At 69.8% G+C, this 16,441-nt stretch carries 12 protein-coding genes and 2 pseudogenes; 8 read left to right on the forward strand and 6 right to left on the reverse strand.

What is annotated here, in order from left to right:
- Positions 1-4: 4 nt before the first annotated feature.
- The 3 genes from FB554_RS02245 to FB554_RS02255 form a co-directional block, all read right to left on the reverse strand.
- Positions 5-1,009, reverse strand: coding sequence for an ABC transporter permease (locus FB554_RS02245; protein WP_211344516.1), 1,005 nt, complete (start codon positions 1,007-1,009; stop codon positions 5-7).
- 7 nt (positions 1,010-1,016) lie between these two features.
- Positions 1,017-2,024 (reverse strand): ABC transporter permease, encoded by a 1,008-nt coding sequence (locus FB554_RS02250; protein ID WP_211344517.1) that lies wholly within the window; start codon positions 2,022-2,024, stop codon positions 1,017-1,019.
- A gap of 86 nt (positions 2,025-2,110) precedes the next feature.
- Complete coding sequence (locus FB554_RS02255) at positions 2,111-3,778, reverse strand: ABC transporter substrate-binding protein (protein ID WP_142004448.1); 1,668 nt, start codon at positions 3,776-3,778, stop codon at positions 2,111-2,113.
- A 68-nt stretch (positions 3,779-3,846) separates the two neighbouring features.
- On the opposite strand from FB554_RS02255, the gene FB554_RS02260 reads away from it, so the two are divergent.
- Together FB554_RS02260 and FB554_RS02265 are read left to right on the forward strand one after the other, a co-directional pair.
- On the forward strand, positions 3,847-4,107 hold the full coding sequence (locus FB554_RS02260) for a hypothetical protein (protein ID WP_142004449.1): 261 nt from the start codon (positions 3,847-3,849) through the stop codon (positions 4,105-4,107).
- A gap of 1,578 nt (positions 4,108-5,685) precedes the next feature.
- A pseudogene (locus tag FB554_RS02265) lies at positions 5,686-6,466 on the forward strand (IS630 family transposase); the annotation flags it as partial.
- Positions 6,467-6,502: 36 nt separating this feature from the next.
- Here FB554_RS02265 and FB554_RS02270 read toward each other — a convergent pair.
- From FB554_RS02270 to FB554_RS02275, 3 genes and pseudogenes are all read right to left on the reverse strand, one after another.
- The gene (locus FB554_RS02270) at positions 6,503-7,246 is read right to left on the reverse strand and encodes an IS3 family transposase (protein ID WP_268885465.1); all 744 of its coding nucleotides are present in this window, start codon (positions 7,244-7,246) and stop codon (positions 6,503-6,505) included.
- A pseudogene (locus FB554_RS17910) lies at positions 7,173-7,400 on the reverse strand (hypothetical protein); the annotation flags it as partial. The gene FB554_RS02270 and the pseudogene FB554_RS17910, both read right to left, overlap by 74 nt.
- An 85-nt stretch (positions 7,401-7,485) precedes the next feature.
- Positions 7,486-7,737: a transposase gene (locus FB554_RS02275; protein WP_170206753.1), complete on the reverse strand. Its 252-nt coding sequence runs from the start codon at positions 7,735-7,737 to the stop codon at positions 7,486-7,488.
- A gap of 98 nt (positions 7,738-7,835) precedes the next feature.
- Here FB554_RS02275 and FB554_RS02280 point away from each other — a divergent pair, with 98 nt between their 5' ends.
- The 6 genes from FB554_RS02280 (at position 7,836) to FB554_RS02305 (ending at position 16,378) form a co-directional block, all read left to right on the forward strand.
- Positions 7,836-8,279, forward strand: coding sequence for a (deoxy)nucleoside triphosphate pyrophosphohydrolase (locus tag FB554_RS02280; protein ID WP_338070546.1), 444 nt, complete (start codon positions 7,836-7,838; stop codon positions 8,277-8,279).
- Positions 8,280-8,292: 13 nt separating this feature from the next.
- Complete coding sequence (typA, locus tag FB554_RS02285; RefSeq protein ID WP_142004453.1) at positions 8,293-10,188, forward strand: translational GTPase TypA; 1,896 nt, start codon at positions 8,293-8,295, stop codon at positions 10,186-10,188.
- A 38-nt stretch (positions 10,189-10,226) separates the two neighbouring features.
- Positions 10,227-11,117, forward strand: a complete 891-nt coding sequence (locus FB554_RS02290) for a PIG-L family deacetylase (protein ID WP_236022221.1) — start codon at positions 10,227-10,229, stop codon at positions 11,115-11,117.
- The gene (locus FB554_RS02295; protein ID WP_142004454.1) at positions 11,114-11,608 is read left to right on the forward strand and encodes a flavin reductase family protein; all 495 of its coding nucleotides are present in this window, start codon (positions 11,114-11,116) and stop codon (positions 11,606-11,608) included. The genes FB554_RS02290 and FB554_RS02295 overlap by 4 nt, the downstream gene beginning before the upstream one ends.
- A complete protein-coding gene (locus tag FB554_RS02300; RefSeq protein WP_142004455.1) occupies positions 11,605-13,365 on the forward strand; it encodes a VanW family protein in 1,761 nt (586 codons plus the stop codon). Before FB554_RS02295 ends, FB554_RS02300 begins: the two co-directional genes overlap by 4 nt.
- A gap of 163 nt (positions 13,366-13,528) precedes the next feature.
- Positions 13,529-16,378, forward strand: coding sequence for an FAD-binding and (Fe-S)-binding domain-containing protein (locus tag FB554_RS02305; RefSeq protein ID WP_142004456.1), 2,850 nt, complete (start codon positions 13,529-13,531; stop codon positions 16,376-16,378).
- The last annotated feature ends 63 nt before the right edge of the window (positions 16,379-16,441 follow it).

Genomic DNA, 16,441 nt, shown 5'->3' on the forward strand with positions numbered 1-16,441 from the left:
CCGCTCACCTCCTGCTCTTGGGGTCGAGGGCCTCGCGCAGCGACTCACCGAGCAGGGTGAAGCCGAGGGCGGTGACGATGATGCACGCGGCCGGCCAGAAGGCCAGGTGCGGGAAGGTGTCGAACAGCGACTGCGTCTGACGCGAACCGAGCATCTGGCCCCACTCCGGGGAGTCGTCGGTGACGGCGCCGAGACCGATGAAGGTCAGGCCGGCGGCGTCGATGATCGACGTCGCGAGCACCAGGGTCGCCTGCACCAGGATCGGCGCGAGCGAGTTGGGCAGCATGTGTCGCAGGACGATCGCCCGTTGCTTCACACCGAGCGCTCGTGCCGCGAGCACGTGGTCGCTGTGCCGCTGGGCGAGCATCGAGCCGCGCAGCAGCCGCGCGAAGATCGGGATCTGCACGATCGCGATGGCCACGATCAGGGTGTTGTTCGAGGCGCGGCCGTAGAGGGTCGCGATCGCGGTGGCCAGCAGGATCGAGGGGATCGACAGCATCACGTCGACCACGCGCATGATGGCCGAGTCGATCCAGCCGCCGAACGCACCGGCGAGCGTGCCGAGGATCAGGCCGCCGATGAACCCGCCGATGGTGGCGAGGAAGCCGATCTGCAGCGTCTGCCGGCTGCCCCAGATCAGGCGGGAGAGCAGGTCACGCCCGAACGGAGACCCGTCGGCTCCCAGCGGTGAGCCGGGCTCGGGGCCTGGCACCGGGTTGTTCGCGGAGGACACCTTGTCGATGAGGACGCGTGCGGCCGGGTCGTGCGGGGCGAGCCACGGCGCGAAGATCGCCAGCAGCACGACCAGCCCGGTCAGCACCGCACCGATCCAGAAGGCGGGGTTGCGGCGCAACCGCTTCCAGGCGCTGGCCAGCAGGCTGGTGCCCTCGCCGCCGGCGACCTTGCCGGCCTCGGCGACCTGGCCACCCCCTCGGGAGGGGCCGGCGGTGGACTCCGCGAGCGCGTCGATGCGCTCCTTCTTGCGGGTCATCGGGTTCAGGGAGCTCATCGCGGCCTCACCGGGTCCTGACGCGCGGGTCGATGATGGCGTAGCCGATGTCGACGAGCAGGTTGACGACGACATAGCCCGCGGCGGCCATCAGAATGAACACCTGGATCACGGCGTAGTCGCGCAGCTGGATGGCGCTGGCGAGCGACTCGCCGATGCCGCCCCAGACGAAGACCCGCTCGGTGAGCACCGCCCCACCGAGCAGCGCGCCGATCTGCAGACCGAGCGTGGTGGTCACCGGGAGCAGGGCGTTGCGCAGCACGTGCCGCCACCGGATCGTGCGCGCGGTGAGGCCCTTCGCCTCGGCGGTGCGGACGTAGTCCTCGTCGAGCACGTCGAGCACCGCGGCGCGGGTGATCCGGAAGATCACCGCGAACGGGATGGTGGCCAGCGCGATCGAGGGGAGGATCAGGTGCTGGATGGCGTTCCAGGCGGCGTCCCACTCGCGGGTGAGGATCCCGTCGAGCACGAAGAAACCGGTGACCCGGGTGGCGTTGATGTCGCCCTGGCGCCCCTGCAGCGGCAGGATCTGGTTGTCGATCGCGAAGAAGTACTTCAGCACGAACGCCAGGAAGAAGACCGGCACCGCGACGCCGACGAGCGAGCCGATGATCGACATGTTGTCGAAGATGCCGCCGCGGCGGCGCGCCGCGAGGTAACCCAGCGGCACCCCGAAGAGCACCGCGATGAAGATGGCCGTCACCGACAGCTCGAGGGTGGCGGGCAGCCGCCGCAGGAACAGGTCCATCGCGTCGGTGCCGGGCAGCACGCCGGTGGAGGTGCCGAAGCGTCCCTGGAAGGCGTTGCCGAGGAACGTGAGGTACTGCTGGAAGACGGACTTGTCGAGCCCGAGCTGAGCGCGCAGCGCGGCGCGCTGCTCGTCGTTGCAGCGCTCGCCGCAGATGGCGTCGACCGGCCCACCGGGCAGGGAGCGCGTCCAGGCGAACAGCAGGATCGACAGCACGAACAGCACGCCGATCATCTGCAGCACGCGGCGCACGATGAATCTGAGCACAGCGACCTTCCGGGGACGGGAGTCAGGCGGGGCAGCAGCGGGGGTGGCCGCCCACGACGTCTGCGTGCGCGGCCACCCCGGCTAGGTCACTTCTTCTCGGCGGTGGCGAAGTCCTCCGCGGTGAGCGGGCTCGGCACGACACCCGTCACGTTCTTCGCGAAGACGATCGCCGGCGGGCTGCTCGAGATCGGCAGACCGACCATGTAGTCCTTCATGAGCTTGCCCATGAGGTTCTTGTAGGCGGTCGTGCGCTGACCCTCGTTGACGATGCCGTCGGCGTCCTTGATCTCCTTCAGCAGGGTGTTGCCGAACGGGTAGCCGTCGACGCCGAAGGCGCCACCGGGCGAGCCGAAGAAGTTGGCGACGAAGTTGTCGGCCGTGTTGTAGTCACCGGTCCAGCCCAGGAAGAACGCGTCGGCCTGGCCCTGGTCGGTGCTGGTGAGGTAGCCGCCGTTCCACGGCTTGGTGACCGGCTGCACCTTGACACCGATCTTCTCCCAGTCGCTCTTGACCTGCTGGAACACCTTCTGCGGGTCCGGCATGTACGGCCGGCTCACCTCGGAGGGGTACCACAGCTTGATCGTGAGGTTGGACTTGCCGGCCTGCTGCAGCAGCTGCTTGGCCTTGTTCGGGTCGTAGTTGTACTTCGTGACGTCCTTGTTGAACCCGTCGACGTCCTTGGGAATCCATTGGGTGGCAACGACTGCATTCTCGGGCAGCTGGGTCTTGACGAACTGGTCGCGGTTGATGCCGTACATCAGCGCCTGGCGGACCTTGAGGTCCTTCAGGTCCGGGTTCGCCTTCGGGTTCAGGCCCAGGTAGAGCAGGTTGAACGCCGGGCGGATCTGCAGGTTCTCGTCCTGCTTCAGCTTCGGCCAGTCGACCGGGTTGGGCAGGTCGTAGCCGTCGATCGTGCCGGCGGCCAGCGCCTGCTTGCGGGCGGTCTCGTCGGGGATGATCTTGAAGACGAGCCGGGCCGGCTTGGCCTTGTCGCCCCAGTAGTCGTCGTTGCGGACCATGGTGATGGTCTTGTTGGCCTCGTCGTACTTCTCGAGCTTGAACTTGCCCGTGCCCGTGGGGTACTTCAGGGCGTACTCGGAGTAGGTGTAGCCGTCGCCCTGCGGGGTGATGTCGTTAGCCTTGTACTTGTCCATCGCGGTCGGGCTCTGCATCGAGAACGACGGCAGACCCAGCAGCGCGGGGAACTTCGAGGTCGGGCGGTTGATGTCGATGACGACCTGGTTCGCGCCCTTGGGCGTGCAGCTCTTGTAGAGCGCCTCGGCCGCACCCTTGGACTTGAAGCCGCCCATGTTGTCGGCCCAGTAGGACGCGGCCGTCTGGCCGGCGGCGTTCTGGTCGAACATGCGGGTGAAGTTCTTGCAGACCGCGTCGGCGTTGAACGCCGTGCCGTCGGTGAACTTGACGTTCTGCTGCAGGTCGAAGGTCCAGGTCTTGCCGCCGTTGGACGGGGTCCACTTGGTGGCGAGGCCGGGGGCCAGGTCGGCCGTGCCGGGCTTGAAGTCGACGAGCGTCTCGAAGATCTGGCGCGCGGGCCGGAAGGTCTCGCCGTCGGTGCCGTAGAAGGGGTCGAACATGGCCGGGGCGCCGGCTGCGCCGAAGGTGATCGTGTCGCCGCCTCCGCCGGAGCCGCTCGCCCCTGCTGAATCCTCGCGATCGGACGATGCGCACGAGGCGAGCGTCAGGGTGACTGCGCTCACCGCGGCCAGGGCTGCGACCCTGCGGTTGACCGTCATGGGTACCTCTCATGCTGGGACGGGCTCCAGGCCGTGCGGGCACGCCTGAGGCACGTGATCGAAGTGGTGTGACCCTACCCACACGGCCAGGTTCGCGCGGGGCAGTTGCGCAGGCCCGTGTCCGAGTCGAGACCTCCCGCGAGCGCCTCGATACGCTCGCCCGGTGGCGCGGCGACTGGTGGCGCGGCGACTGGTGGCGCGGCGACTGGTGGCGCGGCGACTGGTGGCGCGGCGACTGGTGGCGCGGCGACTGGTGGCGCGGCGACTGGTGGCGCGGCGACTGGTGGCGCGGCGACTGGTGGCGCGGCGACTGGTGGTTGACGACCTGATTCGCCCCTCGGTGCCGCGATGTCGGCCCCGGACCGCTGGCCCTCGTGCAGGTGAGCGCCCGAAGACCGCTGGGGAGGCGTACGTCATGCACGTGCGCTGCGGCGAGGCTCGACCCCCGGAGGACCACGCCCAAGGTGATGCGAGTGATGTCGTGCACACCGGGTGATGCGGGTGGCCGTGGGCGCCAAGAGCGCTAGGGCCGGAGCAGAGAAGCGCGAACGCTGTCGCGGGGTAGTGGGCGGCGATTTTGCCCGGTGCGATGCAGGGCGGCGGCCATCGGGGAACGGCGTGGTTGGCTGCTCCAACCGTGCAGACCGCGCTCAGTGTACGAACGCCTGCGGGCCTTCACTTCGACAAGCACTGCCACGAGCCCCCGGCCCGGGGCGCACCAAGCGCACCGGGGCTGGGCGGACAATACAGCGCACCAGTCGACAGTGGTCTTCCGGCGACATTGGGCCTTCACGGCGGCGGAAAGAGCAGGTTCATCCGGCTGACGGGACCGGCTCGACACCGTAATCCAGGAGCTACATGAACGCGACCGCCACGAGCTACCTGGCGGGGTCACCAACCGCGCACCGCACCATCCAGAGGATGCGCCGATCATTCGCGGCGCAAACCACCGTCGGTCGTGCGGGGCCTGGTACGCTTCCTGCTGTCCGAAATTGACAGCGAATCAGGAGGGGTTCCCAGTGGCACGCAAGACGATTGCTCTCGCATTGAGTTTTCCGATGGTGTTTGCAGTCTCTGCCCCGAGGGCTGAGGCGCTTGGGTTGCACGTCCAAAGGCTGCCAACTGACAACAAGCTCCGCTGGTACGCCGCCTACCTTAATGATGACTATGTCCGGAATAGCTCGGCGTGCGGTCCGGTTGATCGCGTGAGGGCGAAGATCGCTTTCCAGGCAGTGGCCACAAGTAACGGAATGTCGATTCGCAATCCACGAATCACGAATCTAACCCTGGGGTACGAATTTGGCTCAGGGAGCCTGAATGGAAAAACGGGCAGTCTGAAGTGGATATCAGGGCCCTCGTCCCGCTGGGTCGTAGGTACAGAAATGGAATTGGTCACTTACCTGTCAGGTAAAACTATCAATATCTACCAACCCTGGGGCAATTCCCCCACCTTTAACCTTGGTGTCACAATCAAGGGGCGCCCTTACTGTGGGGCCATTTTTCAGGTCCGGTTCACCCGCTGAATAGCTTCGGAGCGCCTTCTTCTGCCCTCGTCTTTAACGGTCCATCCTCCGTGGCGAGGGTGATGGGCAGATCCGAGGGGGAAGCCCGCTCGTCGCGCTGGTGTCGCCAGCCTGCTACGTATGGGACACCCGCGGGTTCCGGCTCGTTGTGGCCGAGCTCCGTCGAAATGGGAGTTAAAGATGTCGAGGGCTATTATTCTGTAGTGGTGGTCACATTAGTGCTTTGCTCCATGTTTGACCACCTCCCTTGCCACTGAATGCAAGTGGGCTGGACTCGCTAGTGCGGCGCGTCGTTAGTGTCTTAACGGTTTGGTTTTGGGAGACTGGGGCATGGCGAATCGTCCTGCTCCGGCGTTGGTGTTGCGTGATGGTGATCGTGAGTAGCTGTGCCGATTGACCAGGTCCCCCAGTGTTCGTGCGGGCCTGGCGCAGCGGGCGCGGATCGTGCTGCTGGCTGCTGATTGGGAGTCGAACACGGCGATCGCGGGCAAGGTCGGAGCGAGCCGGCTGACGGTGATTGCCTGGCGGAACCGGTATCAGGACAAGGGCGTCGACGGCTTGGCCGATGAGGCCAGGTCGGGTCGGCCGCGGACGAGGGATCACCGGGAGATCGCGTCGGCCACGCTGAAGCCGCCGCCGGCGAAGTACGGGGTCACGCACTGGTCCTCGCGTTTGCTGGCGCGTCATCTTCGGATCGGGGATGCGACGGTCGCGCGGGCCTGGCGGGATACGGGATCCAGCCCTGGCGTTCGGAGACGTTCAAGTTCTCCACCGACCCCGAGCTGGTCGCCAAGGTCACCGATGTTGTGGGGTATACCTGAATCCGCCGGAGAACGCGGTCGTGCTGTGCGTGGATGGGAAGTCCCAGATCCAAGCACTGGACCGGACCGCACCGATGTTGCCGATGCAACCCGGGTTGCCCGAGCGCCGGACCCATGACTACAAGCGGCACTGCACCTCCACGCTGTTCGCCGCGCTGGAGATCGCCACCGGCACCGTCACCGCAGCCTGCAAGCAGCGGCACCGACACCAGGAGTTCCTACCATTCCTTAAGCAAGTCGCCCGCGCCTACCCCGAGGGCGAGCTGCACCTCGTGATGGACAACTACACCGCGCACAAGCACGCAGCCGTGAAGACCTGGCTGGCCGCGAACCCGCGCGTGACCTGTACCCGGTTTCTCGGACGGTTTCGGTTGGGGTGATCATGCCGCGGTGCTCGTGGCGGCGTGAAGGGTTTCGTACTCGGCCGGGGACAGGTAGCCCAGGGCGGAGTGCCTGCGGTGGGGGTTGTACCAGGCTTCGATCCACTCGAAGATCGCCTTGGCGAGGTCGTCCTGGGTGGGCCAGTCGCGCCGGTCGAGCAGCTCGATCTGCATCGAGCCGAAGAAGGATTCCATCAACGCGTTGTCGTAGCAGGACGCGATCCGGCCCATCGATCCCAGCAGCCCGGCCTCGCGGAGCCGGTTGCCGAACAGCCATGACGTGTACTGGGTTCCGCGGTCCGAATGCACAACAGTCCCAACGGGTTTGCGGTGCATCCTGGCCATCTCCAGGGCGTCGACGACCAGCTCGGTGCGCAGGTGATCAGCGATCGACCAGCCGACCACGCGGCGGGAGTAGACATCCAGCACGACCGCGCAGTACACCCACCCGCAGCCGGTGCGGTGCTGGGTGATGTCGGTGACCCACAACCGGTCGGGGCGGTCGGCGACGAACCGCCGGTTGACGTGATCGGGCCAGGTCGCCACGTCCCGCACGCCGGGACCGCGCCACCGGCGCCGGTGCACTCCCTGCAAACGCTGAACGCGCATCAACCGGGTCACCCGGCGGCGCGACACCGCGTGCTCGTGCCCCCCCGAGGGCCAGCTCGGCGTGCACCCGCCGCACCCCGTAAGTCCCCCGCGACCGCTGGTGCACCTGGATGATCGCCTGCAACGCGTACGCATCAGCCACGTCCCGCGCCGAGGGCCCGCGACCGGCCTGCCAGTCATAGAACGAAGAGGACGGCACCTGCAACGCCCGCTCCACGCCGCTACGCGACACCCCTTTTGCGTGGCTCCATTGCAGCCGCCACCGTGACCAGCCGCGGGCCGGCCCCATCCCGCAGGTCGACCTCCTGCCCGGCCAAGGCAGCCACGGCCAGGCACCTCATTTTGGGAGGACGTTCTCGCTGGCGAAGTAGGCGCTAGCCCGCTTGAGGATCCCAGGTCTCCATCGCCTGACGCCGATTCTCCCGCCGCAACCGGACCAGCTCGCCCCGCTCATCACGCGACAAGCCAGGCCTGTGCCCGGCATCGACCTCCGACTGATCCATCCACCGCCGCAGACAAGACTCACTGATCCCCAAATCCTTCGCGATCTGCGCGATCGGCTTCTCCCGCTGCCGCGCCAGCTCCACCGCGCGCTGACGGAACTCAGGTGACTTCGGTGCCGGCATCATCGGCTCCTTCCTCCAAGACGATCATCGCCTCAGAACAGGTGTCCGGGATACCGGGTACAGGTCAGATGTGGGTGTGTCCTCGATACGCTCGCCCGGTGGCGCGGCGACTGGTGGTGGGGGCGGCGCTGGTCGACGACCTGGTTCGCCCCACGGTGCTGCTCGCCGCGCGGCGCACCGAACCCTCGCGCCTGGCCGGCGGGTGGGAGCTGCCGGGCGGCAAGGTCGAGCCCGGCGAGACCCTCGAGGCCGCGCTGCACCGGGAGATCGCCGAGGAGCTCGGGGTGCAGGTCGAGCTCGGCGACGTCGTCCCGGGACCGCTCACCGGTGAGCAGGTGAGCGGCCTGTGGCCGCTGGGGGAGGCGTACGCCATGCACGTGCGCTGGGCGCGCACGACCCGCGGCGAGGCGCGGCCTCTGGAGGACCACGACCAGCTGCGCTGGCTGACCGGGACCGAGCTGTACGACGTCGCCTGGCTGCGCGACGACCTGCCGGTGGTGCGCACGCTGGAGTCGCGATTCGGAGCAACGCGCCCGGCCTGAGACACTGACCGTCGTGCCAACTCAGACCCGCAGCGACGTGCGCAACGTCGCGATCGTCGCCCATGTCGACCACGGCAAGACCACCCTCGTGGACAAGATGCTCTGGCAGACCGGGGCGTTCGGCGAACGCGACACCGTCGAGACCACCGGTGAGCGGGTGATGGACTCCGGCGACCTGGAGCGGGAGAAGGGCATCACGATCCTCGCCAAGAACACCGCGATCCACTACACGGGTCCGGCGGCGCAGGACTCCGGCATCACCATCAACATCATCGACACCCCCGGCCACGCCGACTTCGGCGGCGAGGTCGAGCGCGGCCTGTCGATGGTCGACGGCGTGGTGCTGCTGGTCGACGCCTCGGAGGGGCCGCTGCCGCAGACCCGGTTCGTGCTGCGCAAGGCGCTCGCCGCGCGCATGCCGGTCATCCTGTGCATCAACAAGGTCGACCGTCCCGACTCGCGCATCGAGGAGGTCGAGGACGAGACGTACGAGCTGTTCATGGACCTGCTCGACGACGCCGAGGGGCACGCCGACCAGCTCGACTTCCCGGTGGTCTACGCCTCGGCCAAGGCCGGCGTCGCCTCGACCGTGCGTCCCGCGAACGGCGAGCTGCCCGAGGGCGACGACCTGGAGCCGCTCTTCCGGACGATCGTCGAGACCATCCCGGCGCCGTCGTACGACGACGCGAAGCCGCTGCAGGCGCACGTCACCAACCTCGACTCCTCCAACTTCCTCGGGCGCCTGGCGCTGCTGCGGGTGCACAACGGCCAGATCCGCAAGGGGCAGCAGGTCACCTGGTGCCGCGCCGACGGCAGCCAGCAGAAGGTGAAGATCACCGAGCTGCTGATGACCAACGGTCTGGAGCGCGAGCCCGCCGAGCAGGCCGGGCCGGGCGACATCATCGCCGTCGCGGGCATCCCCGACATCACCATCGGCGAGACGCTGGCCGACCCCGACAACCCCGAGCCGCTGCCGCTGATCACGGTCGACGAGCCGGCCATCTCGATGACGATCGGCACCAACACCTCCCCGCTGGCGGGCAAGGTGCGCGGCTCCAAGGTCACCGCGCGGCTGGTGAAGGAGCGGCTCGACCGAGAGCTGATCGGCAACGTGTCGCTGCGCGTGCTGCCGACCGAGCGCCCCGACGCCTGGGAGGTGCAGGGCCGCGGCGAGCTGGCGCTCGCGATCCTCGTGGAGCAGATGCGGCGCGAGGGATACGAGCTGACCGTCGGCAAGCCGCAGGTGGTCACCCGCGAGGTCGACGGCAAGGTGCACGAGCCGGTCGAGCACCTCACGATCGACACCCCCGAGGAGCACCTCGGCACGATCACCCAGCTGATGGCCGCCCGCAAGGGGCGCATGGAGCAGATGACCAACCACGGCACCGGCTGGATCCGGATGGAGTTCAAGGTGCCCTCGCGCGGGCTCATCGGCTTCCGCACCCAGTTCCTCACCGACACCCGCGGCACCGGCATCGCCCACCACGTGTTCGACGGCTACGAGCCGTGGCACGGCGAGATCAAGACCCGGCAGTCGGGCTCGCTGGTCGCCGACCGCACGGGCGTGGCGACGACGTACGCCATGTTCAACCTGCAGGAGCGCGGCACGATGTTCGTCGAGCCGACGACCGAGGTCTACGAGGGCATGATCGTCGGCGAGAACTCCCGCGCCGACGACATGGACGTCAACATCACCAAGGAGAAGAAGCTCACCAACGTGCGCTCCTCCACGGCCGACGTGCTCGAGCGGCTGATCCCGCCGAAGCACCTGTCGCTCGAGGAGTCGCTGGAGTTCTGCCGCGAGGACGAGTGCGTCGAGGTGACGCCCGAGGCCGTGCGCATCCGCAAGGTGCAGCTGAACGCCAACGACCGTGCCAAGGCGGCCTCCCGCGCCCGGCGCGACGGCTGAGGATTTTTTCGCGAGGAGGCGCAATCCCATTGCGGTGGTTGCTGATTCACGCACACCCCGACGACGAGACTCTGTGGACCGGGGTCGCTGCCGCGCACCTTCTGGAGCGCGGCGACGAGGTGCACGTGCTCACGATGACCCTCGGCGAGGAGGGCGAGGTCATCCCTGCCGACCTGCGTCACCTCGAGCTGCCTGCCGGGCAGCCGCGTGCCGCCGACGCGCCCGACCCGCTCGCGGACGTACGCCGGGGTGAGCTCGACGGTGCCATGCAGGCGCTGGGCGTGACCTCCTGGACCGTGCTCGGCGACGATCCGGGGGAGCCGCGGGTGCGCGACTCCGGCATGGTCGGGACGCCGTCGGCCGAGCATCCGCGGGCGTTCGTCGGGGCCCCGCCGGAACAGGTCGCGCCGGCCGTGGCCGAGCGGGTGCGCCGTCTCGCGCCCGACGCCGTGCTGACCTACGACCGCACCGGCGGCTACGGCCACCCCGACCACGTGCGCACCCACGAGGTGACGCTCGCGGCGCTGCGGCTGCTGGACGACCCGCCCGCGCTGTACGCCCGGGTCACCCCCGAGTCGTGGTGGCAGCAGGACCTCGCGGGGGTCGGTGACCTGCTCACCCCCGAGCGTCGCGACGCCTGGCGGGTCGGCGCGCCCGCCGACGACCACACCGCGCGGCTGTCGGTCGTGCCCGACGAGCAGGTGACCCACGTCGTCGTCGACGCCGCGGCCGTGCCGCGGCAGGTGGCCGCGCTGACCCAGCACCGCACCCAGGTGCGGTTGCTGGGGGAGCCGGCGCAGGCGTACGCGCTGAGCAACGACATCGCCCTGCTGCTCACCGGCCGGGAGGCCTATCAGCAGCTGGACGTCGCGACCGGTGAGCCGCTCGCGGCGGGCGGTGACCCGCGTCCGCTGGGAGGGCAGGCATGACCGACGACGTCGACCCCGACTTCTACCGCCGGGCCGTCTCGCGGTTCGCCTCCGGCGTCACCGCCGTGACCACGGTCGCCGACGGGCAGGACTACGCCATGACCGCCAACGCGATCGCCTCGGTCTCGCTCGACCCGGTGCTCATGCTGGTCTCGGTCGAGCAGGAGGCGCGCTTCCACGACGCCATCCTCGAGGCGGGGGTCTTCGGCATCAGCGTGCTCGCGGCCGACCAGCGCCCGACGGCGGCCTGGCTGGCCACCCGCGGGCGCCCGCTGCACGGGCAGCTCGACCGCGTGCCGCACCACCGCGGCGAGGCGACGGGGGTGGCGCTGCTGGACGACGCGCTCGCGACGTTCGAGCTCGCCACGACCGCCGTGCACCCCGCTGGTGACCACTCCATCGTCGTCGGACACGTACGCTCGGTGCAGGCGAGCGAGCGGCCGGGGGAGGCCCTGCTCTACTACCGCGGACGATTTGGAGCAGCGAAGTGACCCACGGCGACCCGGGCGGGCCCGACGTGCCCCGCACGCGCGCGACCGCGCGACCGACGGACGAGCAGCCGGGGGGCCGCTCGGTCTGGAGCAGCATCTGGCTCCGGCTGGGGCTCACCGCGCTGGTGCTGGTCGGCGCCTACCTCGCCCTCGCGCTCTGGCAGGGCGACCGCATCGCGTCCGGCACCCAGGTCGCCGGGGTCGACGTGGGCGGCCTGAGCCAGGACGACGCCCGCGCCAAGCTCACGAGCGAGGCCTCGACCCTCGCCACCCGCCCGGTCACCGTCGAGGTCGGCGACGAGCGGGTGCAGGTCGTCCCGCGCGACGCCGGCCTGGCCATCGACGTGCCGGGCTCGCTCGCGGGGCTCGGTGAGCGCAGCCTCAACCCCGCCGACGTGCTCGGCAAGCTCACCGGCGGCAGCGAGCGCGACGCCGAGGTCACGGTCGACCGCACCAAGCTGGGCGACGCCCTCTCGGTGGCCGCGGGCACCGTGCTGGAGTCGGCCCCCAAGGACGGCAGCGTCTCGATCGAGGGCGGCAACGTCTCGGTCGTGCGCTCGACCCCCGGTCAGGGCATCGACGCCGAGGCGGTGGCCGAGGAGATCGCGTCGGGCTGGCCGGCCAAGACGCAGTTCTCCGCGCCCGTCGCGTCGCGGCAGCCCCGGCTGACCAACGCCGAGATCGACCGGTTCGTGCGCGACGTCGCGACCCCCGCGACCAGCGGTGCGGTCACCGTCAAGGTCGACGACACCAGCGCCGAGCTCTCGCCGCGCCAGCTCGCGACGGTGACGACGATCAAGCAGAGCGGCGGCAAGCTCGCCGCCACCGTCGACGGGGCCGAGGCCGCCGACCTGCTGCTGGAGCAGAAGCCCGACCTCACCGTGCCGGCGCGCAACGCCAAGGCCACCATCACCGACGGCAAGCCGCAGGTCACCCCCGCGCAGGACGGCAAGAAGCTCGACGAGGCCAAGCTCGGCCCGGCGGTGCTCAAGGCGATGACCTCCAGCGACAGCCGCACCGTGAACGCCCCGGTCGTCGTCGAGAAGCCGCAGGTCACGACCGACGACCTCAAGGGCATCGACCTCACCAGCCAGATCAGCGAGTTCCGCTCGAAGTTCCCCAACACCCCGAGCAACAAGGTGCGCACCCAGAACATGCGGGTCGCCCTCGCCGCGATGAACGGCACCGTGGTCGGAGTCGGGCAGCAGTTCAGCCTGATCCAGACGCTCGGCGGCGAGCTCACCCCCGACAAGGGGTACGGCGCGGCGCCCACCATCCAGGGCGGCAAGGAGCGCGCGGCCCAGGGCGGCGGCGTCTCCCAGGTGTCGACCGCGCTCTACAACGCGGCGTTCTTCGCCGGCGTCCAGCTCGACGAGCACAAGGCCCACTCGTTCTGGATCGAGCGCTACCCCGCCGGTCGCGAGGCCACGCTGTGGGTGCCGAAGATCGACAACAAGTGGACCAACGACACCGACAAGCCGATCGTCGTCCAGAGCTTCATCGAGGGTGACGAGGTCGTCATCCGCTTCCTCGGCCAGCGCAAGTACACCGTCGAGACCTCCTCGAGCGAGAAGTACAACATCCGCCAGCCCAAGACCGTCCGCGACGACGACCCGGGCTGCCTGCCGGTGCCCACCAACATCGGGTTCGACATCGACGTGACCCGGGTGCTCAAGCAGGGCGACAAGGTCGTACGCACCGAGAAGGAGACGACCAAGTACGCCGCCGCCGACCGCGTCATCTGTACGAATACCTGATGGGTTCAGCTCCTCCTCCGGGAGCCGCTTGCTGCGCTGCGTTTGCGGATTGTTCTGTCCCGGCTCCTCCTCCGGGAACCGCTTGCTGCGCTGCGCGGCTCCCGGCATCGTCGCCGAGAGGCCCGGCATCGTCGCCGAACCGCCGGACCGTCAAGATGGAGCGATGACCACCGAGCTCGTGTCGCGGTTGCGCGCCGCCGGGGTGCGCGACGTGCTCGACGACAGCACGAACCGCGCGGCCTACTCCTCCGACGCCTCGCTCTACCGCCTGGTGCCGAGCGCCGTCGTGCGACCCCGCGACCGTGACGAGGTGCTGGCGACGCTCGCCGTGTGCCGCGAGCTGGGCGTGCCTGTCACCGCGCGCGGCGGGGGGACCTCCATCGCCGGCAACGCGGTCGGGACCGGCGTGGTCTTCGACTTCAGCCGGCACCTCGGGAACGTGCTGTCGGTCGACCGCGAGGCGGCGCGCGCGGTCGTGCAGCCCGGCACGGTGCACGCGACCCTGCAGAAGCAGGCGCTCGCGAACGGGCTGCGCTACGGCCCCGACCCGTCCTCGCACTCGCGCTGCACGATCGGCGGGATGATCGGCAACGACGCCTGCGGCAACCGGGCGCTCGGCTACGGCAAGACCTCCGACAACCTGCTCGGCCTCGAGCTGGTCACCGCCGGCGGCGAGGTGCTGCGCGTGCGGCACGGCGACGAGCGGACGCAGGTGCTGGCCGGGTCGCCGCTGCTGAGCGGCCTGGACGAGATCGTCGGCCGGCACCTGGGCACCATCCGCACCGAGCTCGGCCGGTTCAACCGGCAGGTCTCCGGCTACGCCGCGCAGCGGCTGCTGCCCGAGCAGGGGTTCGACGTGACCCGGCTGATGGCCGGCAGCGAGGGCACGCTCGGCATCGTCACCGAGGCCGAGGTCGCCCTGGTCACCGAGCCGGAGCACCGGATCCTGGCCGTGCTGGGCTATCCGGACATCTCGACGGCCGGGGCCGCCGCCGTCGCCCAGCTGGAGTTCGGCCCGGTCGCGGTCGAGGGCATCGACCGGCGCATCGTCGAGATCCTCACCGCGCGCCGTGGCCCGCAGGCCGTGCCCGACCTGCCGCTCGGCGACGGCTGGCTGCTCGTCGAGCTCGCCGGCGACGACCGGGCCGAGGTCGTCGCGCGCGCCGAGGCGCTGTGCGCGGCGTCGGGCGCCGTGGAGGCCAAGGTCGTCACCGACCCCGCCGAGGCCGCGACGATCTGGCGGGTGCGCGAGGACGGCGCCGGTCTCTCCGGTCGCAGCCCGCGTGACCGGCCGGCGCACGCCGGGTGGGAGGACGCCGCGGTGCCGCCCGAGCGGCTCGGCGACTACCTGCGCGACTTCGACGCGTTGCTCCTGCAGCACGACCTGACGGGGCTGCCCTACGGTCACTTCGGCGACGGCTGCCTGCACATCCGCATCGACTTCCCCCTCGAGAAGCCAGGCGGCACAGAGGGATTCGGTGACTTCCTCAACGACTCCGCCGAGCTGGTCGCCTCCTACGGCGGGTCGCTGTCGGGGGAGCACGGCGACGGCCGGGCGCGCAGCGGGCTGCTCGACCGGATGTACTCCGCCGACGCACTCGGGCTGTTCGCCGAGATCAAGCGGCACTTCGACCCCGAGAACCTGCTCAACCCGGGCGTGCTGGTCGAGCCCGCCGCACCCACCGCCGACCTGCGCGTCCCGCAGGCGCGGCCGGTGCGCGAGAAGCTGGCGCTGGCGTACGTGCACGACGGGGGTGACTTCAGCCAGGCGGTGCACCGGTGCACGGGCGTCGGGCGCTGCCGCGCCGACAGCACCGGCTCGGGCGGCGTGATGTGCCCGAGCTATCTGGCCACGGGAGAGGAGAAGGACTCCACCCGCGGCCGGGCGCGCGTGCTGCAGGAGATGGTGAACGGCACTGTCGTCAAAGGGTTCTCGGCTCCCGAGGTGCACGACGCGCTCGACCTGTGCCTGTCCTGCAAGGGGTGCCTGTCGGACTGCCCGACCGGCATCGACATGGCGAGCTACAAGTCAGAGGTGCTGCACCAGACGTACAAGAAGCGGGTGCGGCCGCGCGCGCACTACGTGCTCGGGCAGCTGCCGCGCTGGGTCCGGCTGGGCAGCCGGATGCCCAGGGTCGTCAACGCGATGTTCGGGGTGGGGGAGCGGTTCGCTCAGGCCAAGAAGCTGGCCGGCGTGGACCCCCGGCGCAGCATCCCGCCGCTCGCGACGGAGACCTTCCGGTCGTGGGCGACGGCGAACGGCGTTGGTGTCTTTGCGAACTCGGCCGATCCCATCGACGGTCGGGAGCCGGTGCTGCTGATCGTCGACACCTTCTCCGACCACTTCTCTCCCGACCTGGCGAAGGCCGCCGTGCGGGTGCTGCGGCAGGCTGGTTACGAGCCGCTGATCACCGAGCGGTCCGGCTGCTGCGGCCTGACCTGGATCTCCACCGGGCAGCTCGACGCCGCGCGCAAGATCCTCGGCAGCCACCTCGACGACCTGCTCGGCGCCGCCCGGCTCGGGCTGAAGCTCGTGGGCCTGGAGCCGTCGTGCACCGCCGTGCTGCGCTCCGACAGCCTCGAGCTGACGCCGGGCGAGACCGCGGAAACCGTTGCGGTGCAGGTGCGCACGCTCGCCGAGCTGCTGCGCGACACCCCCGGCTGGGAGCCGCCGCAGCTCGATGGGCTTCGCGTCGTCGCGCAGCCGCACTGCCACCACCACGCGGTGATGTCGTGGTCCGCCGACGCCGAGCTGCTGCGCCGAGCCGGCGCGGACGTACGGCGGTTGGGCGGGTGCTGCGGGCTCGCCGGCAACTTCGGCGTCGAGCTTGGCCACCACGACGTGTCGGTCAAGGTCGCCGAGCACCAGCTGCTGCCCGCGCTGCGCGACGAGCCCGACGCGGTGCTGCTCGCCGACGGCTTCTCCTGCCGCACGCAGGCGGCCGACCTGCTCGACCGCCGCGGCATCCACCTCGCCCAGCTCCTGGACCCCGAGCCCACGGTGGTCGAGTAGCCGCCCCACGGTGGTCGAGTAGCCGCGCGAGGGACGAGCGCGGCGTATCGAGACCCCTCACCC

This window comes from Barrientosiimonas humi, assembly GCF_006716095.1.
Taxonomy (GTDB): domain Bacteria; phylum Actinomycetota; class Actinomycetes; order Actinomycetales; family Dermatophilaceae; genus Barrientosiimonas; species Barrientosiimonas humi.